Origin of the sequence: Bifidobacterium castoris, assembly GCF_003952025.1 — a bacterium.
Classification (GTDB): Bacteria; Actinomycetota; Actinomycetes; order Actinomycetales; family Bifidobacteriaceae; genus Bifidobacterium; species Bifidobacterium castoris.
In genome coordinates this window covers 51,433-71,950 of sequence record NZ_QXGI01000004.1, presented here as the reverse complement: position 1 = coordinate 71,950, position 20,518 = coordinate 51,433, and the positions used below count along the sequence as shown (strand labels likewise).

Sequence of the window (20,518 nt, the reverse complement as noted above, 5' to 3'; positions counted from 1 at the left end):
TGCACAGGCACGGACCGCCGCGACGCATCGGCGAGAGGCGCCGGTCAGAGCTTCGCGAGGTACTTCCTGAGCTCGAACGGCGTCACCTGACTGCGGTACTCCTCCCACTCCTTGCGCTTGTTGCGGATGAAGTACTCGAAGACGTGCTCGCCGAGGACGTCGGCCACGAAATCGGACTTCTCCATGATGCGCAGCGCCTCGTCGAGCGATTCGGGCAGCGGCTGGATGCCCATCGCCTGACGTTCGGCGTCGGTGAGCTCCCAGACGTCGTCGCTCGTCGGTTCGCCGAGCTGCATCTTCTTCTCGATGCCGTCAAGGCCGGCGGCGAGCAGCACCGAATACGCCAGGTACGGGTTCGCCCCCGGATCGAGCGCACGGAACTCGATGCGCGCCGAGTTGCCCTTGCCCGGCTTGTACTGCGGGATGCGCAGCAACGCGGAACGGTTGTTGTGGCCCCAGCAGATGTAGCTCGGCGCCTCGTTGCCGCCCCACAGGCGCTTGTACGAATTGACGAACTGGTCGGTGACGGCGCAGATCTCGGCGGCGTGGTGCAGGATGCCGGCGGCGAACTGGCGCGCCGTCAACGACATGTTGAACTCCTGGCCCGCCTCGTAGAACGCGTTCGTGTCGCCTTCGAACAGGCTCAGATGCGTGTGCATGCCCGAACCGGGCGCGTCGGCGAGCGGCTTGGGCATGAAGCTCGCATGGATGCCTCGCTCGAGCGAGATCTCCTTGACGACGGTGCGGAAGGTCATGATGTTGTCGGCGATCGTCAGCGCGTCCGCGTAGCGCAGGTCGATCTCGTTCTGGCCCGGACCCGCCTCATGGTGCGAGTATTCGACCGAGATGCCCATCTGCTCGAGCATGTTCACCGTCGCACGGCGGAAGTCCATGCCCGGGCTGCGCGGCACATGGTCGAAATAGCCGCCCTGGTCGATCGGCACCGGCGTGAGCGACCAGTCGTCCTGCTTCTCGAACAGATAGAACTCGATCTCCGGGTGCACATAGAACGTGAAGCCCTTCTCCTTCGCCTTCGACAGCGCACGCTTGAGCACATGCCGCGGATCGGCGAGCGAGGGCTCTCCCTCGGGCGAGAGGATGTCGCAGAACATGCGCGCCGTGCCCTGCGGGCCGCCGCGCCATGGAAGGATCTGGAAGGTGCTCGGATCGGGCTTGACGATCATGTCGTCCTCGGAGACGCGCGTCATGCCTTCGATCGCCGAACCGTCGAAACCGATGCCCTCCTCGAACGCAGCCTCCAGCTCCGCAGGCGCGATCGCGACCGATTTAAGCGTTCCCAACACGTCCGTGAACCACAGGCGAATGAAACGTACGTCGCGCTCTTCCACGGTCCTGAGCGCGAACTCTTGCTGTTTGTCCATGCCGCCCATGCTTCCATGCCGATGTTACGGCAGATGTTAACAATCAGATGGCGGACGGGCGCCGGCGCGGACGCCCTCCGCTCCCCTTCCGCCACGCCGTCGGCGCACTGTCACGCTATCGTTGCGGATATGACGCACATGAACGGAAACATCGTCGTATCCAGCCCCGACGCCCCTGTCGTCGACATCACCACATGGCGGCAGTCGCCGACGCCGCGCTCGCGTGCGCGCGCGGGCATCGAGGCCCGCCGGAAGGCCCCGCTCGAATCGCACGCCGTATGGAAGGTCGTCAAGGGCCGACGTGACGTCATCGGACTGCTCGAGGAGCAGTCGAGGACGCGTCTGCAAAGCCTCATCCCGCTGCGCTACCACCGGATGAGCGACTCGGCGTTCACGTTCTACCGCGGCACCGCGCTCATCATGGCGAACGACCTCGCACGCACGCCGATCACCGGCATCCCGGTGCAGGCCGTCGGCGACGCGCACATCGGCAACTTCGGCATCTTCTATTCGCCGACGATGCGTCTCGTCTTCGACGTCAACGACTTCGACGAGACGACAACCGGACCGTGGGAATGGGACATCAAACGCCTCGTCGTCTCCGTCGAGATCTGCGGGCGCGCGAACGGCGTCTATTCGAAGGACCGTCAGGCGGCGGTGCGCGAGTGCGTGAGGACGTACCGCGGCTACATCAACCAGTTCTCGCAGATGCGGTATCTGGACATGTGGTACGACCATCTCGACGTCGAGAACACGCTCGACCAGTTCGAATCGTCGGCGCACGGCAAGCGCAACCGCACATTGCGCGCGGCCGTCATGAAGGCGAAGTCGAAGGATTCGGCGAGCGCGACCGCGAAGCTCACCTATCTCGACGGCGACCGCCTGCGTTTCCGTTCGATGCCGCCCGAGCTCGTGCCGATCAACGAGCTCGAGGGCTACGGCGACATCGACGCGCTGCGGCAACGGCTCGACCTGCTGTTCTCGTCCTACCACGATTCGCTGTACGAGGACCGCCGCCATGTGCTCAGCCAGTACCGCTACCACGATACGGCGCGCAAGGTCGTCGGCGTCGGCTCGGTCGGCACGCGCGCATGGGTGTCGGTGCTCACCGGCCGCGACATCGACGATCCGCTGATGCTGCAGATGAAGGAGGCCACCGACTCCGTGCTCGAACGCTTCGTCGGCCGCTCCCGCTACCCGTCACACGGCGAACGCGTCGTGCAGGGGCAGAAGCTGATCCAGACAACGGCCGACATCATGCTCGGCTGGACGAAGTTCGTCGCCAACGACGGCCATCCGCGCGACTACTATGTGCGCCAACTGTGGAACGGCAAGGGCTCAATCGACATCAACCATCTGACCGCGGTCTCCCTCAACGACCTCGGCCGCATGTGCGCGTGGTGCCTCGCGCACGCGCACGCACGCAGCGGCGACAGCATCGCGATCGCGAACTATCTGGGCGGCACCGACGCCTTCGACGTCGCGATGGCGAGCTTCGCCGACTCCTACGCCGACCAGAACGAGGAGGACTACCGCGTCTTCAAACGGATGATCAAGGACGGCGAGCTGCCCTGCTCGAAGGGGTGACGTGCCGCCGTCCGCCGACGTCGTCGTGGATGGGCCCGTTCCGTCACTCGCCGTTCGCGACGGCGAGCGCCTCCTGGAGCGTGAACGCGCCCGCGTAGAGCGACTTGCCGAGGATTGCCGAATCGACGCCGCAGTCGGCGAGCGCGGCGATCGCGCGCAGGTCGTCGAGCTTCGCGATACCTCCCGAGGCGGTCACCTTCGCGTCGGTGCGTTCGCCGACCTCGCGCAGCAGGTCGATGTTCGGGCCGCTCATCATGCCGTCGCGCGTCACGTCGGTGACGACGTAGCGCGAACAGCCGGCGTCGTCGAGGAACCTCATTGTCTCGAAGAGATCCCCGCCTTCTTTGACCCAGCCGCGCGCGGCGAGCGTGTGGCCGCGCACGTCGAGGCCGACCGCGACGCGGTCGCCGAACTCAGCGATGACGCGCGCCGTCCAGTCGGGGTTCTCGAGTGCGGCCGTGCCGATGTTGACGCGCGCGGCTCCGGCGTCGAGCGCGGCGCGCAGCGAGTCGTCGTCGCGCACGCCGCCGGACATCTCGATGTTGACACGGTCGCCGAGCTCGTGGACGATCGCGCGCAGCTGCGCGCGGTTGTCGCCGGTGCCGAAGGCGGCGTCGAGGTCGACGAGGTGGATCCACTGCGCGCCGGCGTCCACCCAGGTGCGGGCGGCCTCAAGCGGCGAGCCGTAGTCGGTCTCGGATCCGGATTCGCCCTGGCGCAGGCGCACGGCCTTGCCGTCACGCACGTCGACGGCAGGAAGAAGGGTCAATGGCATGGGGGTTCGTTTCCTTCGAATCGGTTGAACGGATGGTCTGGATATCTGGATGATGATGGATGGACGGCGATGCGCGCGTCACAGCACGGACGCCCAGTTACGCAGCAGCTTGGCGCCGGCCTGCGCCGACTTCTCCGGGTGGAACTGCGTCGCGAACAGCGGCCCGTGCTCGTAGGCGGCGACGAAGCGGCTGCGCCCGTAGTCGCACCAGGCGACGCGCTCGGGGGCGTCGGCGAAGTCGATCATGTATTCGCTCGTGTCGGCCGGCCGCACCTCGTGGGCCGCGTACGAGTGCACATAGTAGAAGCGCTCGTGTTCGATGCCGGCGAACAGGATCGAATCGGCCGGCGCCTCGAGCGTGTCCCAGCCCATATGCGGCACGACGTCGGCGTCGAGCTTCGTGACGGCGCCGCCGATCAGGCCGAGCCCCTCGCTTTCCGCGCCGTGCTCGTGGCCTTCCTCGAACATGATCTGCTCGCCGACGCACACGCCGAGCACCGGGCGCTCGGCGCGCAACCGGTCGTAGATGACGCGGTCGCCACTGACCTTGCGCAGGCCCTCCATGCACGCGCCGAACGCGCCGACGCCGGGCACGACGAGACCGTCGGCCTCGAGCGCCTGCCGGTAGTCCGAGGTCAGCGTCACGTCGAGCCCCTGATCGGCGAGCGCGCGCACCATCGAACGCACGTTGCCGAATCCGTAATCGAAAACGACCACCGTCTTCATCTTTTCTGCCTTCCGCCTTTCGGGTGTTCTGGTTCGTGGGATGCCGCGTCCGCGTTCAGCGCCGCGGCTCGTCGTCGGGCGGCATCGGATGCGCGCGCATGAAGGCGCGGAGGCGCCGTTCCGCGTCCTGCGTCGTCGCGATCGATGCCGTGTCGACCGTCTCATCCGCCTCCGCCTCGATGCCGGCGACGTCGACAAGGCCGATCATGTAGTCCTCGACGAAGGGCGCGAGCGTCGGGAACGCGAAGGGCGGCGGGATCTGCTCGACGGCCGCGCCGTCCGCGTAGATCGATGCCTCGATCTTGTCGGCGCGGTTGACGACGAGCAGCGCGTCCATGCCGGAGATGACCGTTGTCAGATCATGAGCGGCCGTCTCCGGCGCGTTGCCCTCGAGGTCGCGCAGGATGGCGACGGCGCCGTAGCGGTCGCCGACGCACAGCGCGTCGACGTCGGCGAGCCGGCAGATCGCGGCGAAAAGCTCCGCGCTCGCCAGATGCGAGCACAGGACGGCGCATTTCGCCTTGTTGCCGAGGATGCCCTGCAGCTCGTCCTCGAAGTCGGCGCCGAGGACGTCGCCGTCGGATCCGGCGGACGCGGGCGCGTCACCGCCGTCAGCAGGCGGACGCGCGTCCGGGCCGTCCGTATCGGCGAACTCCTTTTCGAAGCCTTCGAGCGCGGCCTCGAGGTCGGCGTCGTCGAAATGCACGTCGTCGGGATCGAAGCCGCCGTTGCCGTCCTTGTTGTTATCGTCGTCGGAGGCCATCACAGCGCGCCCTTCGTGCTCGGGACGCCGTCGACGCGTGGATCCGGCTCGATCGCGAAGCGCAGCGCGCGTGCGAAGGCCTTGAACTCGGCCTCGGCGATGTGGTGCGGGTCGCGGCCAGCGATGAGCTGCAGATGCAGGCAGATGTCGGCGTGGAACGCGATCGACTCCATGACGTGGCGCACGAGCGAGCCGGTGAAGTGGCCGCCGATCATCGCGTACTGGAATCCCTCGGGTTCGCCGGTGCACACGCAGTACGGACGTCCGGAGACGTCGACGACGGCCTTCGCGAGCGCCTCGTCGAGCGGCACCGTCGCGTCGGCGAAGCGGCGGATGCCGCGTTTGTCGCCGAGCGCCTGCTTGAGCGCCTCGCCGAAGACGATCGCCGTGTCCTCGACCGTGTGGTGCGCGTCGATGTCGGTGTCGCCGTGCGCGTCGATCCTCAGATCGATGAGCGAATGCTTGCCGAGCGCCGTCATCATATGGTTGTAGAACGGCACCGACGTGTTGATCTCGGTCTTGCCGGTGCCGTCCAGGTCGAGGCTCAGCTCGACCCTCGATTCGCTCGTTTCACGCACGATCGTCGCGGTACGTGCCATCGTCGCGTTCCTCCTGCCTGCTGTCTGTCTGCTGTGGATTGTGGTTGTGGTTCAGCGCGCCGCGCGCTCCTCGACGGCGCGCATCGATTCGACGAGCGCCTTGCGGAAGGCCTTCATCTCCTCGTCGGTGCCCATGCATACGCGCAGCCAGCCTTCGGGTCCGACGACGCGGATGAGCACGCCCCGTTCGAGCATCTCGTCGAAGATCGCGCCGCGGTCGTCGAAGTGGCCGCCGAACATCAGGAAGTTCGACTGCGACGGCGCGACCTCGAGCGGCTTGCCGTCGTAGGTCTGCTCCTTGAGCCATGCGGCCGTCGCCTCGCGCGCGGCGCGCAGATGGCCGACCTGCGAGAGTTGCTCGTCGGTGTGGTCGAAGCCGGCGAGGGCCGCGGCCTGCGTGACGGCGGACAGATGGTACGGCATGCGCACGATGCGCAGGCAGTCGATGATGCCCTTGCTCGCGGCGATGTAGCCGACGCGGGCGCCGGCGAAGGCGAAGGCCTTGCTCATCGTGCGGCTCACGGCGAGGTTCACGTAGGCGCCGACGAGCGTCGTCGCCGACGGCGTGCCAGGGTCGCGGAACTCGATGTAGGCCTCGTCGACGACGACGATCGGGTGCACGCCGTCGGCGGCGCCTGCGACGCGCGCGTTCTGGCAGTGGTCGAGGATGCGTTCGAGGTCGGCCATCGGCAACGGAGTGCCGGTCGGGTTGTTCGGGCTCGTCAGCACGACCATCGACGGTTCGAGCGCGTCGATCGCGGCGATCGTCGCGTCGACGTCGAGCGCGAAGTCGGCACGGCGCGGCGCCGTGTTCCACGTCGTGAACGTGTCGCGCGCGTATTCCGGGTACATCGAGTAGGTCGGGTCGCAGCCGAGCGCGTTGCGCCCCGGGCCGCCGAAGGCCTGGAACAGCTGCAGCATGATCTCGTTCGAGCCGTTCGCGCCCCACACCTCGTCGGTCGTCAGGTCGGCCTGCGACTCCCTGGCCAGATAGTCGACGAAGGCCTGCCGCAGCTCGATGTGCTCACGGTCGGGATAGCGGTTGAGGCCGGCGGCGGTCTCGCGCACGCGCTTCTCGATGCTGCGCACGACGGCGTGGCTCGGCGGATACGGGTTCTCGTTGACGTTGAGGCATACCGGCACGTCGAGCTGCGGGGCGCCGTAGGGCTCCTCGCCGATCAGGTCGTTGCGCAGCGGCAGGCCCGCAGGGATCGTCCCCTCGCTCATCGAAGGCCCGCCTCCTGCTCCTGGTCCTTGAGCGTCGCCTTGTCGTAGGGGTCGTCGACGAAGCGGCTGAGCACGCTCTCGCCGTGCGCCGGCAGATCTTCGGAGACGGCGAAGGCGTTGACGCGCGAGGCGAGCTCCTTGAGGCCCTGCTCGTCGTATTCGATGACCTCGACCGGCTTCATGAACGTGTGCACGCCGAGGCCGGCGGCGAAGCGCGCGGTGCCGGAGGTCGGCAGCACGTGGTTCGAGCCGGACATGTAGTCGCCGAGCGGCACCGGCGAGTACGGGCCGCGGAAGATCGCGCCGGCGTTGCGGATCCGCGCGATGACGGCGTCCGGGTCGGCGGTCTGCACCTCGAGGTGTTCGGCGGCGTAGGCGTTTGCGGCGTCGATCGACTGGTCGAGCGAATCGGTCAGGATGATGCCGGACTGGCGTCCCGACAGCGACGTGGCGACGCGTTCGGCGTGCTCGGTGCGCGGCACGCGCCTGAGCAGCGCGGCCTGCACGGCGTCGGCGAGTTCGGGGCTGTCGGTGATGAGCACGGAGCCGGCGAGCTCGTCGTGTTCGGCCTGGCCGATGAGATCGGCGGCGACCCATTCGGGGTTCGCGTCCTTGTCGGCGATGATCGCGATCTCGGTCGGGCCGGCGACGGCGTCGATGCCGACGATGCCGGAGACGAGGCGCTTGGCCGTGGCGACGAAGATGTTGCCCGGGCCGGTGATCTTGTCGACCGGTTCGCACAGCACCGGGCTCGTCGGGTCGTCGACGTCGGTCGCGCCGTACGCGAACATCGCGATCGCCTGCGCGCCGCCGACCGCGTAGACCTCGTCGACGCCGAGCATCGCGCATGTCGCGAGGATCGTCTTGTTCGGCCAGCCGTCCGGGTCGTTGCGGTTCGGCGGCGTGGCGATCGCGAGCGATTCGACGCCGGCGGCCTGCGCCGGGACGGCGTTCATGATGACCGAGCTCGGGTAGACGGCCTTGCCGCCGGGCACGTACAGGCCGACGCGCTGCACCGGAATCCAGCGCTCGGACACGCGGGCCCCGTCGGCGAGGTCGGTGTGGAAGTCCTCGGGGACCTGGTTCTGCGCGACGGCGCGGGCGCGGCGGATCGACTCCTCGATCGCGGCGCGCACCTCGGGGTCGAGCTCGGCGACGGCGGCGTCCATGACGTCCGCCGGCACGCGCAGCGACTTCGGCACGACGTGGTCGAACTTCTCGGCGTACGCGCGCAGCGCCTCCGCCCCGTGCGCCTTGACGTCGTCGAGGATCGGCTGGACGAGCTCGGTGGCTTCGTCGGTGCCCATCTCGGCACGCGGCATCGCCTCGAGCATCTGGGCACGGTTGAGTTCTTTTCCGCGCAGGTCAATGATGCGCATGTAGTTTTCTTCGCTCATAAGCCACTATCGTAACAACGGTCTGTCACGAGCATGGTTCACGCGCCGCCGTGTCTCACGATGTGGCTGCCGCACGGCGGCGCGCGCAGGTCACGCGGACATCAGCGCCGACGGGCCGAAGATGATCTTGACGTCGGCGAACAGGCTCGTGTCGCGCGTGACGCGGAAGCGGTCACCCATCGTCAGCACCTGCGCGTCGCCGCGGTCGTCGAGGATGACAAGCTTGACCTCGCAGTAGCCGGGATGGTTCGTCAGCACGGCGCCGAGCTGTTCGAGGCGGTCGCGCCGCAGGGCCCCGGCCGGCAGCGCGATGAGCACCGGACGCGCGTCCTCCGCCTCGAGCGAAGGCACCTGCATCTCGGTGGCGCGCAGCGTGACGGTCTCGTCGCGCTCCTCGACCATGCCGCGCATCTGCACGACGGTGTCGACGGCGAGCTCGGCGGCGGCCGATTCGTAGACCTTGCCGAAAAGCATGCACTGGATCGAGCTTTCCATGTCCTCGATCGTCACGATCGCCCACGGGTTGCCTTTCTTCGACATGCGCCGGTCGACGTTCGTGATCAGGCCGGCGACCGTGACCTGCGTGCGTTCAGGCATCGTCGGCGCACGGTCGATCAGATGCGCGATCGACATCTCGCGCAGCGCCGCCAGGATGCTCTGCATGCCCGAAAGCGGATGGTCGGAGACGTACAGGCCGAGCATGTCGCGTTCGTACTGCAGCTTCGTCTTCTTGTCCCATTCCTCGATGTCGGGGATCGTGACGGTCGCGTCGCCCAGCAGCGACGGATCGTCGTCCTCGCCGCCGTCGAGGTCGGCGAACAGGTCGAACTGGCCGTTGGCCTGACGGCGCTTGAGGTCGACGACCGAGTCGATCGCGGCCTCGTGGATCGTGCACAGCGCGCGGCGGTTGGGGTTGACCGAATCGAAGGCGCCGCCCTTGATCAGCGACTCGACGAGGCGCTTGTTGAGCGCGGCGAGCGGCGCGCGGCGGATGTAGTCCATGAAGTCGACGTATTTGCCGCGCGGGCCGTTGCGCTCGGCGATGATCTCCTTGACGGCCGTTTCGCCGACGTTCCTGATCGCGCCCAGACCGAAGCGCACGACGTCGCCGACGGCCGAGTATTCGAACACCGACTCGTTGATGTCCGGCAGCAGCACCTTGATGCCCATGCGCCTCGCCTCGCCGAGGTAGAGCGCCGTCTTGTCCTTGTTGCTCACTGCGCCCTGCAGCAGCGCGGCCATGAACTCGACCGGGTAATGCGTCTTGAGGTACGCGGTCCAGTACGAGATCAGCCCGTAGGCGGCCGAATGCGCCTTGTTGAACGCGTAGCCGGAGAACGGCACGAGCACGTCCCACACCGCCTGCGCCGCCTCCTCGGAATAGCCGTGCTCCTTCATGCCCTCGAAGAACGGCACCTTCTCCTTGGCCAGCACCTCGGGCTTCTTCTTGCCCATCGCGCGGCGCAGCACGTCCGCCTTGCCGAGCGAATAGCCGGCCAGGATGCGCGCCGCCGACTGCACCTGCTCCTGGTAGACGATCAGGCCGTAGGTCTCGTCGAGCACCTCCTTGAGCGGCTCGGCGAGCTCCGGGTGGATCGGCTCGATCTTCTGCAGCCCGTTCTTGCGCTTGGCGTAGTTCGTGTGCGAGTTCATATCCATAGGGCCCGGACGGTATAGCGCGATGAGCGCCGAGATGTCGTTGAAGTTGTCCGGCTTGAGCTGCTTGAGCAGCGCGCGCATGCCGTCCGAATCGAGCTGGAACACGCCCAGCGTGTCGCCGCGGGACAGCAGCTCGTAGGTCTCCTTGTCGTCGAGTGGGATCTTCGTGTAGTCGATCGACTCCTTGCCGTTGGCCGCGATGTTCTTCAACGTGTCGCTGATCACCGTGAGGTTGGACAGGCCGAGGAAGTCCATCTTCACCAGGCCCAGCGTCTCGCAGGTGTGGTACTCGAACGTCGTCGTGATCGTGCCGTCGGTGCGCTCGAGCAGCGGCGACGTGTCGGTGATCGGCGCCGAGCCCATGATCGTCGCGCACGCATGCACGCCGGTCTGACGGATCAGCCCCTCGAGGCCCATCGCCTTGTCGGTGATCGCCTTCGCGTCCGGGTTCGACTCGTACAGCTCGCGGTACTCGCGCGCCTCGGCGTAGCGCTTCGACTTCGGGTCGAAGATGTCGTGCACCGAGATGTCCTTGCCGCCCGTGGCCGCCGGCGGCAGCGCCTTCGTGACCTTCTCGCCCATCGCGAACTCGTAACCCATGATGCGCGCCGAGTCCTTGATCGCCTGCTTCGTCTTGATCGTGCCGTAGATCACGCACTGCGCGACCTTGTCATGCCCGTACTTCTCGCCGCAGTACTCGATCACCTTGAGGCGGCCGTCCGGGTCGAAATCCACGTCGATATCCGGCAGGCTCACACGCTCGGGGTTGAGGAAGCGCTCGAAGATCAGGCCATGCTCGAGCGGATCGAGCTCGGTGATGCCCATCGCGTACGCGACCATCGAGCCTGCCGCCGAGCCGCGGCCCGGGCCGACCATGATGTCATGGTCCTTCGCCCACTGGATGTAGTCGGCGACGACGAGGAAGTAGCCCGGGAACTGCATCTGGCAGATCACGCCGCATTCGTAGTCCGCCTGCGCGAGCACATGCGCCGGCACATCGCCGTCGTAGCGGCGCTCGAGGCCCTCCTCGACCTTCTTCAAAAACAGCGAGGTCTCGTCCCAACCCTCCGGGCACGGGAACTTCGGCATGAACGCGCCGTCCTCATGATCGTCGAACATCACATTGCACCGCTCCGCCACCTCCAGGGTGTTGTCGCACGCCTGCGGCAGGTCGCGGAACAGCTCGCGCATCTGCTCGGCCGTGCGCAGGTAGTAGCCTTCGCCGTCGAACTTGAAGCGGTCCGGGTCGTCGAGCCTCGAACCCGAGTTGATGCACAGCATTGCATCCTGCGTGGCCGCGTCCTGCTCGAGCACGTAGTGCGAGTCGTTCGTCGCGAGCAGCGGCGCGCCGAGCTTGTCGGCGATCTCGAGCAGGTCATCGGTGACCTTGCGCTCGATCTCGATGTTGTGGTCCATCAGCTCGATGAAAAAGTTGTCCTTGCCGTAGATGTCCTGCAGTTCGCCGGCGGCGCGCAGCGCCTCGTCGAACTGCCCGAGGCGCAGACGCGTCTGGATGATGCCCGACGGGCAGCCCGAGCCGCAGATCACGCCTTTGCTGTAGGTGGAGAGCACGTCCTTGTCCATACGCGCATAACGCATGACGCGGCCTTCGAGATTGGCGACCGACGACGCCTTCGTCAGGTTGACGAGGCCCTCGTCGTTCTCGGCCCACAGCGTCAGATGGGTGATCAGGCCGCCGCCGGAGACGTCGTCGCGCTTCTGGTCCTCGGTGCCCCAATGCACGCGGGATTTGTCCCCGCGCGCCGTCTCCGGGGTCACGTATGCCTCGATGCCGAGAATAGGCTTGACGCCCTGTCCGATCGCCGTGCTCCACATCTCGTAGGCGCCGTGCATGTTGCCGTGGTCGGTGATGCCGACGGCCGGCATCCCCAGCTCTTTGGCGCGCGCGACGAGATCGGGGATCTTCGAGGCGCCGTCGAGCAGCGAATAATGCGTGTGGTTGTGCAGATGGACGAAGTTCGCGGATTGAGCCATGCCCACCAATCTAGCGAACTTCGCTGACGCCCCTCAAGGGTCTGTGGGGCGATTCACGGCCCCCGCCGTGCGACACTCCGCAACGCGCTAGCGCGTGCCTCAGTCTTCATCGGCGCCGGCGCGGCGCGCGCGCAGTACTTCGAGCGCGTGCTCGAGATCGGCCGGATACCGCGAGGTGACGACGGTGTTCAGATGCGTGCGCGGATGGCGGAACTCGAGCTGCATCGCATGCAGCCACTGGCGTTTGAGCCCGAGCTCGGCCGACAGCTTCGGGTTCGCCCCGTACATCGTGTCGCCGACGAGCGGATGCCCGATCGACGAGAAGTGCACGCGGATCTGATGGGTGCGCCCGGTCTCCAGGTTGATCCTCGCGAGCGTCGCCTCGCCGAAGCGCTCGAGCACGTCCCAATGGGTGACCGCGTCCTTGCCGCCCGGCGTCACGCAGAAGCGGAAGTCGGAGACCTTCGCGCGCCCGATCGGCGCCTCGATCGTCGCCTTGTCCTCCTTGAGGTTGCCCTGGGCGATCGCATGGTAGGTCTTGGCGACCTCATGCTCGGAGAACTGCCGGCGCATCTCCTTGTACGCGAGGTCGGACTTGCATACGAGCATGAGCCCGGACGTGCCGACGTCGAGCCTCGAGACGATCCCCTGGCGGCCCGGGACGCCGAGCGCCGTGATCCGCACGCCGCGCTTGAGCAGCGAGCCGAGCACGGTCGGTCCGGTCCAGCCGACCGACATATGCGCGGCGACGCCGACCGGCTTGTCCACGACGACGATGTCCTCGTCCTCGTAGACGATCGGCATGTCCTCGGCGATCGGTTCGGGCGCGCGCTGCTCGTCGACGAGGTCGAACTCGACGAGGTCGCCGTCCTGCAGCGTCGCCGACTTGCCGTGGTCCCCCTGACGTCCGGCGATGCGCACCTGACCGGTCTCGATCAGGTCGGTCGCCTTCACGCGCGAGATGCCGAGCATCTTCGCGACGGCGATGTCGAAGCGCCTGCCGATGAGCGTGTCCGGCGCCGGCACGACCTTCAGCATGTCCCCTCGTCCTTTCCCTTCGCCGCCCCGGCGCCATCACGCCCGAGGAACGGCACATTGCACAGGATGAGCACCACGATGCCTACGCCGGCCACCATCAGGAAGACGTCCGCGACGTTGCCGACCGACCATCCGTAGTCGAGGAAGTCGACGACGCTGCCGTTGAGGAACCCGTCCGCATGGACGACGCGGTCGATGAGGTTGCCGAAGGCGCCGGCGAAGGCCAGCGCGAGGAACACTGTCCACGCCATCGACCGCGTGCGCAGCCCGAGCACGAGCAGCACGGCGCAGGCGACGATGGCCAGCAGCGCGATGAGCCATGTCATGTTCGACCCCATGCCGAGCGAGGCGCCGGGGTTGTGCACGAGCGTGAACCTGAGCATCCCGGGGATGACGGCGACCGGTTCGCCGTCGGCGAGCCGCGCCTGCGCGACCCACTTGGTCAGCTGGTCGATGGCGATGGCGATGATGGCGGTACACGCAAAGACGGCCACGCGGATACGCGGCCGTCTTTGCTCGCTGTTCGACTGATGGGTCACTGCGTCCCTCAGTTGCTCTTGTCCATGCTGTTGTAGTTGTTCGTGTCCGAGACCTGCGCCTGCAGCTGGGTGAGGAACTCGGTCAGGCGTGCGCGGTACTCGGTCTCGAACTGCTTGAGTCCCTGGATGTTGCCTTCGATGACCTTCGACTGCGTCTCGAGGTTCGTGCGCACCTGCGTCGCGTAGTCGTCGGCCGCCGTACGGGTCTTCTCGTCGTAGGCCTGGGCGCGCTGCTGCACTTCGCTCTCGTACTCGTCGAGCTCGGCGTGGCGGTCTACGACGTACTGGTCGGCCTCGCTCTTCTTCTGCTGGGCGTAGGTGTTGCCCTCGTCCTGCTTCTTCTGGGCGTATTCGTCAGCCTCATGCGCCTTCGCGTCGGCGTAGGTGTTCGCCTCGTTCGTCTTCGTCTCCGCGTAGTCGTTCGCCTCAGCGGTCTTGTCGACGACGTACTGGTCGGCCTCGGCATGCTTGTTCTGCATGTAGGTGTCGGCGTCCTGGCGCGTCTTCACGCTGTACTCGTCGGCCTCGGTGCGAGTCTTCGTCGAGTAGGCCTCGGCCTGCTCGTGCACGCTCTTGCCGTAGGCGTCCGCGTCGTCGCGAGTGCGCTTGCTGTAGGCGTCCGCCTCCTCGTGGACGCGCTTGTTGTAGTCGTCGGCCTCGGTGCGCGTGCGGTTCGAGTAGTCGTTGGCCTTGCCGATGAGCTCCTCGTACTTGCGCTGGCTCTGCTCGGTGATCTCCTTCGCCGTGGCCTTGCCCTTGTCGACGTACTGGTCGTGCAGCTGCATCGCGAGCGTGAGCATCGCGGTCGCGCGCTCCGGCTCGCTGTTGGCGGCCGCCGCGGCGCTCTTGATCTTCTGCAGGCTGCCGGTCTCGGTGTTCGGCTCGACCTTGGCGACCTGATCGCGCAGCTGCTCCTCGCGCTGCTTCGACTCCTCGAGCTGCTTGCTCAGCTCGGCGATCTGCGCGTCCTGCTGCTGTGCACGGATCGTCTGCTGATGCGCGCTGGACAGCTCGTGGCGCAGGTTCTCGCTATCGGCGCGGAACTGGTCGCGCTGCTTGGTGACCTCGGCGAGCTGCGCCGCCAGATCAGGCTGCTCGGTGTTCTGCGCGGCCTGCGCGGTGAGCTGGTCGACCTGCGCGCTCAGGCGCTCGACCTGCGCCTTGAGCTGCTCGTTCTGCGAGGCGAGCGTGCGGTTCGTGTCCTCGGCCTCGGCGAGTTTGCCCTGCGCGGCCTGGGCGAGCTGATTGGCCTGCGCGATCTGCGACTGGGCCTGCTCGCCGGCGCCCTGCGCGGCCGCGGCGCGCAGCGACTGGTTCTCGTTCTGCAGCTGCTGGACCTGGTTCGTCAGGTCGGAGATCTTCGTGTTGAGTTCGGAAACGTCCGGGCCGAGCGCCTGGGTCGACTGGCTGCCGGCGACGGCCTGCTTGCCCAAAGCTTCGACGGTCTCGGTGACCTGATCGAGGAAGTCGTCGACCTCGTCAACGTCGTACCCTTCTTTGAAGCGCACCGTCTGGAAGGTGTGCTCCCTAATATCCTTAGGCGTCAAAAGAGCCATATATCTTGCACCTCGCTTTGGGTTACCACCCGGCTTAGTTGGACTTATTTGTTGATGCTAGCACGGGTTGCGTGCAAACAATCGCGTTTCTGCGTATTTCCCGTCGCCCGGTCCCGCGTCCGCGGCGCCCTCTCAGATGAGGACCCGCAGCACGATGAGCGCGAAATACAGCACGAGGAAGCTCGTATCGAAGGACAGCGGCCCCATCGGTATCGGCTTGATGTACCGCCGCAGCCAGCGCAGCGGAGGTTCGGTGAGCGCGTAGACGATCGAGACGAGCGTCGCCGCGAATCCGCGCGGCCGCCAACCGCGCGCCAGCACGAAGACCCAGTCGAGGATCATGCGCGCGAACAGCACGAGCAGGTAGGCGTCGATGAGCCAGTCGACGAGCCTGAACAGCGTCGTCATCAGCATCGAGAGCATGCCTGTTCCTTACCTTCCCGCACCGGGCGCGCGTCGTGCGTCGCCCCGGTCACTGCGCGAACAGGTCGTGCGCCGCGTTCTGCTCGGCGTCCTCGGCGACGATGTCGACGCGCGCGGGGCTGAGCAGGAACACGCGCGGCGTGACGCGTTCGATCGATCCGGACACGCCGAATACGACGCCCGACGAGAAATCGACGATGCGGTAGGCGACGGCCTCGGAGACGCCGGTGAGGTTGAGCACGACCGGCACTCCGTCGCGCAGCGCGCGGCCGACGAGCTGCGCATCCTCATACGAATGCGGATGGATCGTCGTGATGCGGCTGACACGTCCCTGGAACGGGGCGGCTGGCTTGCGCGCGGCGGCCGGCTGCGAGGTCGCGGCCGGCATCGGCGTCACCGAACGGTCGGAATCGAAGGATGATGCGGTCTCGTCCTCCTCCTCGTCGAATTCGGCGTCATCGTCCTCGGCGACGTCGCTCATGCCGAGATATGACATCGTCTGTTTGAGAAACCCGGGCATCAGTGTTTCCTTTCTGGCTTTCGTGGCTCAATCAGCGCAGGAAATCCGGGATGTCGATGCCATCCGGATCGTTCGGCGCGTAATGGTCCGGCTCAACGCTCGGATCGAAGATCGGCGTCGCGGGAGTGGCCGGCACGACGGGCGTGACCGGCTGTTCCGGCTCGACCTTCGTCTGGAAGATCGGCGTCGCGTTCGGCGCCGGCGACGTCATCATCGTCGGCAGGCCGCCCGTGTGTTCGGTCGGCGTGACCGTCTCGTCATGGCGGGTCGGGGGGACGCTGATGGCCGGCGCGGCGTTGGCGGCGGCAACGGCGTTGGCGCCGCTCTCGTGCTTCGCGTCGAAGCCGGCGGCGATGACGGTGACGCGGATCTCGTCGCCGTAGGCGTCGTCGAGCGCCAGGCCCCAGATGATCTGTGCCTCCGGATGCGCGGAACGACGCACGAGCTCGGTCGCGGCGTAGGCCTCCTGCAGCTTGAGGTCGGTCGACGCGGCGATGTTGATGAGCACGCCGTTCGCGCCGTCGATGCTCTCCTCGAGCAGCGGCGAGCTGATCGCGATCTCGGCGGCCTGCGTCGCGCGGTCGTCGCCCCGCGCCGAGCCGATGCCGAACATCGCGGTGCCCGAGTCGCGCAGGATCGACGTCACGTCCGAGAAGTCGACGTGGATGTACGAGTTCATCGTGATGAGGTCGGTGATGCCCTGCACGCCGGCGAGCAGCGCCGTGTCGGCGGTCTTGAACGCGTCGACGATGCCGATCGAACGGTCGGCGAGCTCGAGCAGACGGTCGTTCGGGATGACGATGAGCGCGTCGACCTCCTTGCGCAGGTTGTCGATGCCGAGCGCGGCCGAGGCGGCGCGCTGCGGGCCCTCGAAGGAGAACGGGCGGGTGACGACGGCGATCGTCAGCGCGCCCTGCTGGCGCGCGGCGCGCGCGACGAGCGGGCTCGCGCCGGTGCCGGTGCCGCCGCCCTCACCCGCGGTGACGAAGACCATGTCGGCGCCCTTGACGGCCTCCTCGATGTCGGACTGGTGGTCCTGCGCCGCCTTCGCGCCCTTCTCGGGGTCGGCGCCGGCGCCGAGTCCGCGGCTCGAGGCGTCGGAGAGCGAGATCTTGACGTCGGCGTCCGAGCGCAGCAGATCCTTCGCGTCGGTGTTGATCGCGACGAACTCGACGTTCTGCAGACCCTCGGCGATCATGCGGTTGACGGCGTTGCCGCCGGCTCCACCCACGCCGACGACTTTGATGTTGGTTTTGTCGTTGAAATTGTCATTCTGGGCAATCTCGCTCACGATATTCTCCTGTCACTCACGATACTGGTCTCTACTGTATCGCAGACCGCTCGATATTCCGCGCCCCACAAGTCGCCATGTGAAACGCTTCATGGAATACCCCGCGATTGCGCCACGATTTCTTTATTGCATTGCCGCCATCCGTTTTCCGTGCCGGGCAGACGACTAATATCCGGCATCCATCGGGTCGTCGCCGAACAGCCGCTCGCGCTCCTCATGCGTCGTATGCCGCGAATCCAGCCAGCCGTAAGGAAGATGCACTTTCTTCGCAAAGCGAACACGGCCGCGCGGCTTGTCGACGACGCGCGACGGGATCCGCGCCTGCGGGTCGAGCGTCGCGACGAGACGGCGCACGTCGTCGAGGCCCTCGCACTCCATGAACGCGCGGCGCATCCGGCCGCCGACCGGGAATCCCTTGAGATACCAGGCCACGTGCTTGCGCAGGTCGTGCACGGCCATGCGTTCGTCCCCGTCGTAGAAGCGCGTGAGCAGTTCGGCGTGCCGCACGATGATCGCGCCGACCTCGCCGAGCGTCGGATCGGCGCGTTCGTCGTCGCCGGCGAAGGCGTGGCGGATGTCGGCGAAGATCCACGGGCGCCCCTGGCATCCACGACCGATTGCGACGCCGGCGCAGCCGGTCTCGTTGACCATGCGCACGGCGTCGTCAGCGCCCCAGATGTCGCCGTTGCCGAAGACCGGGATGTCGAGCTCGTCGACGAGTTCGGCGATCCTCGACCAGTCGGAGTGGCCGCCGTAGTATTCGGCGGTCGTGCGCGCATGCAGCGTGACTGCCGCGCAGCCCTCCTCCTGCGCGATGCGGCCCGCCTCGTGGAAGGTCACGTGCCCGTCGTCGATGCCGACGCGGAACTTCGCGGTGACCGGGACGCCGGCCGGTGCGCAGACGCCCACGACGCGGCGGATGATGTCGGCGAACAGGTCGGTCTTCCACGGCAGCGCGGAGCCGCCGCCGCGGCGCGTGACCTTCGGGACCGGACAGCCGAAGTTGAGGTCGACGTGGTCGGCCATATGCTCGTCGACGACGATGCGCGCCGCCTGTTCGACGATCGACGGGTTGACGCCGTACAGCTGCAGCGAGCGCGGCCGCTCCTGCGGCGCGAAGCGGCACAGCCGCAGCGCCTTCGGGTTGCGCGCCACGAGCGCGCGGGCCGTGATCATCTCGGCGACGTACAGCCCGTCGGGGCCGTATTCCTCGCACAGCACGCGGAACGGCCAGTTCGTCACGCCGGCCATCGGCGAAAGCATGACGGGCGTCGGCACATCGATCGGCCCGAGCCGCAGCGGTTCAAGGGCGTGGTCGAGCCGTGCGGGCGTCGGGTCGGCGGCCGGGTCGGCCGTCGGCGCGTCGGCCTCGAAGGCCGACATGGGTGGTTCCTGCGAAGCGGTCATGGTTCCTTGTTCGGACATCGACGGATGGATATCGGATGACAGCGGACACTATATGGCAGCGCGCTGAAAGATTCCTGACAAAATGCCTGCCGGACCTGAAGTCCGGCAGGCATCGGTCATGGCGGGGGCCTTCGGGCCGTATCGTCAGTACAGGCCTCCGGCCTGGGCGATATGCACGCTGTCGGGCCATGCCTCGCCGCCCATCTCGACCGGCTTCATCGGCACGCGCGTGCGTTTGTCGTTGATGCGCGCGGCCACGTAGTCGGCGACCTGCGTCAGCGCGACGCGCTCCTGCTGCATCGAATCGCGTTCGCGGATCGTCACGGCCTGGTCGTCGAGCGTGTCGAAGTCGACGGTGATACACAGCGGCGTGCCGATCTCGTCCTGACGGCGGTAGCGGCGTCCGATCGCGCCGGACTCGTCGTAGTCGATCATCCAGTCGTTGAGCCGCAGGTCGCCGGCCAGATCCTGCGCGACCTTCTGCAGCTCGGGCTTCTTGCTCAGCGGCAGCACGGCGGCCTTCATCGGCGCGAGCCTCGGGTCCAGGCGCAGCACGGTGCGCTTGTCGACGCCGCCCTTCGTGTTCGGCGCCTCGTCGACGTCGTAGGCGTCGACGAGGAAGGCCATCAGCGAGCGCGACAGGCCGGCAGCTGGCTCGATGACGTACGGGACGTACTTCTCGCCGGTCGCCTGGTTGAAGTAGCTCAGGTCCTCGCCCGAATGCTCGGAGTGCGCGCCGAGGTCGAAGTCGGTGCGGTTCGCGATGCCCTCGAGCTCGCCCCAGTCGGAGCCCTGGAAGCCGAAGCGGTATTCGATGTCGACGGTGCGCTTCGAATAGTGCGCGAGCTTCTCCTTCGGATGCTCGTAGTGGCGCAGGTTCTCCGGCTTGACGCCGAGGTCGAGGTACCACTGCGTGCGCGCGTCGATCCAGTACTGCTGCCACGCCTCGTCGGTGCCCGGCTCGACGAAGAACTCCATCTCCATCTGCTCGAACTCGCGCGTGCGGAAGATGAAGTTGCCCGGCGTGATCTCGTTGCGGAAGCTCTTGCCGGTGTTCGCGATGCCGAACGGCGGCTTGGAGCGCGAGCTCGTCATGACGTTCTTGAAGTCGACGAAGATGCCCTGCGCGGTCTCCGGGCGCAGGTAGTGCAGCGAGTTGTCGTCCTCGACCGGTCCCAGATGCGTGCGCAGCATCATGTTGAAGTCGCGCGGCTCGGTCCAGTTGCCGCGGGTGCCGCAGTCGGGGCACACGATGTCCTTGAGGCCGTTCGGCGGCATCTGGTCGTCGTGCTTCTCGGCGTAGGACTCCTCGAGCTTGTCGGCGCGGTGGCGCTTGTGGCAGGTGAGGCATTCGATGAGCGGGTCGTTGAAGACCGAGACGTGGCCGGAGGCGACCCAGACGGCCGACGGCAGGATGATCGACGTGTCGACGCCGACGACGTCCGGGCGCGTGACGACCATCGCGCGCCACCATTCGCGCTTGATGTTGTCCTTGAGCGCCACGCCGAGCGGGCCGTAGTCCCATGCGGAGCGGGTGCCGCCGTAGATCTCGCCTGCCGGGAACACGAAGCCGCGACGCTTTGCGAGGGAGACGACTTCATCAAGTTTGGAATTAGCCACAATGCACCTTCTGG

The 20,518-nt window shown here is 66.9% G+C and carries 17 protein-coding genes; 1 reads left to right on the top strand and 16 read right to left on the bottom strand.

Translation table 11 applies throughout. The features are described from left to right. Positions 1-44: 44 nt before the first annotated feature. Entirely contained in the window at positions 45-1,382 is a 1,338-nt protein-coding gene (gene glnA, locus D2E22_RS05900; RefSeq protein ID WP_095613447.1) for a type I glutamate--ammonia ligase, read from the bottom strand. A gap of 129 nt (positions 1,383-1,511) precedes the next feature. On the opposite strand from glnA, the gene D2E22_RS05895 reads away from it, so the two are divergent. Next, positions 1,512-2,969, top strand: a complete 1,458-nt coding sequence (locus D2E22_RS05895; RefSeq protein ID WP_420897242.1) for a DUF2252 domain-containing protein — start codon at positions 1,512-1,514, stop codon at positions 2,967-2,969. Positions 2,970-3,012: 43 nt separating this feature from the next. Here D2E22_RS05895 and priA read toward each other — a convergent pair whose 3' ends face one another. The 15 genes from priA to D2E22_RS05820 form a co-directional block, all read right to left on the bottom strand. Then, positions 3,013-3,744 (bottom strand): bifunctional 1-(5-phosphoribosyl)-5-((5-phosphoribosylamino)methylideneamino)imidazole-4-carboxamide isomerase/phosphoribosylanthranilate isomerase PriA, encoded by a 732-nt coding sequence (gene priA / locus D2E22_RS05890; RefSeq protein ID WP_126032184.1) that lies wholly within the window; start codon positions 3,742-3,744, stop codon positions 3,013-3,015. 78 nt (positions 3,745-3,822) lie between these two features. Further along, a complete protein-coding gene (gene hisH / locus D2E22_RS05885) occupies positions 3,823-4,470 on the bottom strand; it encodes an imidazole glycerol phosphate synthase subunit HisH (protein ID WP_126032183.1) in 648 nt (215 codons plus the stop codon). 55 nt (positions 4,471-4,525) lie between these two features. Beyond that, entirely contained in the window at positions 4,526-5,233 is a 708-nt protein-coding gene (locus D2E22_RS05880) for a hypothetical protein (protein WP_126032182.1), read from the bottom strand. Continuing rightward, positions 5,233-5,832 (bottom strand): imidazoleglycerol-phosphate dehydratase HisB, encoded by a 600-nt coding sequence (hisB, locus tag D2E22_RS05875; protein ID WP_126032181.1) that lies wholly within the window; start codon positions 5,830-5,832, stop codon positions 5,233-5,235. Before hisB ends, D2E22_RS05880 begins: the two co-directional genes overlap by 1 nt. Before the next feature lie 51 nt (positions 5,833-5,883). After that, positions 5,884-7,059: a histidinol-phosphate transaminase gene (locus D2E22_RS05870; protein WP_126032180.1), complete on the bottom strand. Its 1,176-nt coding sequence runs from the start codon at positions 7,057-7,059 to the stop codon at positions 5,884-5,886. Then, a complete protein-coding gene (gene hisD, locus D2E22_RS05865) occupies positions 7,056-8,456 on the bottom strand; it encodes a histidinol dehydrogenase (RefSeq protein WP_126032179.1) in 1,401 nt (466 codons plus the stop codon). The genes D2E22_RS05870 and hisD overlap by 4 nt, the downstream gene beginning before the upstream one ends. A 90-nt stretch (positions 8,457-8,546) precedes the next feature. Beyond that, positions 8,547-12,110: a DNA polymerase III subunit alpha gene (gene dnaE / locus D2E22_RS05860; protein WP_126032178.1), complete on the bottom strand. Its 3,564-nt coding sequence runs from the start codon at positions 12,108-12,110 to the stop codon at positions 8,547-8,549. A 99-nt stretch (positions 12,111-12,209) separates the two neighbouring features. Further along, positions 12,210-13,148 (bottom strand): RluA family pseudouridine synthase, encoded by a 939-nt coding sequence (locus D2E22_RS05855; protein ID WP_126032177.1) that lies wholly within the window; start codon positions 13,146-13,148, stop codon positions 12,210-12,212. Next, positions 13,142-13,687, bottom strand: a complete 546-nt coding sequence (locus tag D2E22_RS05850) for a signal peptidase II (protein ID WP_126032176.1) — start codon at positions 13,685-13,687, stop codon at positions 13,142-13,144. Before D2E22_RS05850 ends, D2E22_RS05855 begins: the two co-directional genes overlap by 7 nt. Before the next feature lie 8 nt (positions 13,688-13,695). Beyond that, entirely contained in the window at positions 13,696-15,243 is a 1,548-nt protein-coding gene (locus D2E22_RS05845) for a DivIVA domain-containing protein (protein WP_126032175.1), read from the bottom strand. A gap of 132 nt (positions 15,244-15,375) precedes the next feature. Further along, positions 15,376-15,666, bottom strand: a complete 291-nt coding sequence (locus D2E22_RS05840) for a YggT family protein (RefSeq protein WP_126032174.1) — start codon at positions 15,664-15,666, stop codon at positions 15,376-15,378. 49 nt (positions 15,667-15,715) lie between these two features. Continuing rightward, on the bottom strand, positions 15,716-16,186 hold the full coding sequence (locus D2E22_RS05835) for a cell division protein SepF (protein WP_126032173.1): 471 nt from the start codon (positions 16,184-16,186) through the stop codon (positions 15,716-15,718). A 31-nt stretch (positions 16,187-16,217) separates the two neighbouring features. Continuing rightward, complete coding sequence (gene ftsZ / locus D2E22_RS05830) at positions 16,218-17,477, bottom strand: cell division protein FtsZ (protein WP_126032172.1); 1,260 nt, start codon at positions 17,475-17,477, stop codon at positions 16,218-16,220. 165 nt (positions 17,478-17,642) lie between these two features. Beyond that, positions 17,643-18,884 carry a tRNA dihydrouridine synthase DusB gene (gene dusB / locus D2E22_RS05825; RefSeq protein WP_126032171.1) on the bottom strand — a complete coding sequence of 414 codons (1,242 nt, stop codon included), beginning with the start codon at positions 18,882-18,884 and terminating at the stop codon, positions 17,643-17,645. A 144-nt stretch (positions 18,885-19,028) separates the two neighbouring features. Beyond that, positions 19,029-20,504 carry a glycine--tRNA ligase gene (locus D2E22_RS05820; RefSeq protein ID WP_126032170.1) on the bottom strand — a complete coding sequence of 492 codons (1,476 nt, stop codon included), beginning with the start codon at positions 20,502-20,504 and terminating at the stop codon, positions 19,029-19,031. Positions 20,505-20,518: the final 14 nt, after the last annotated feature.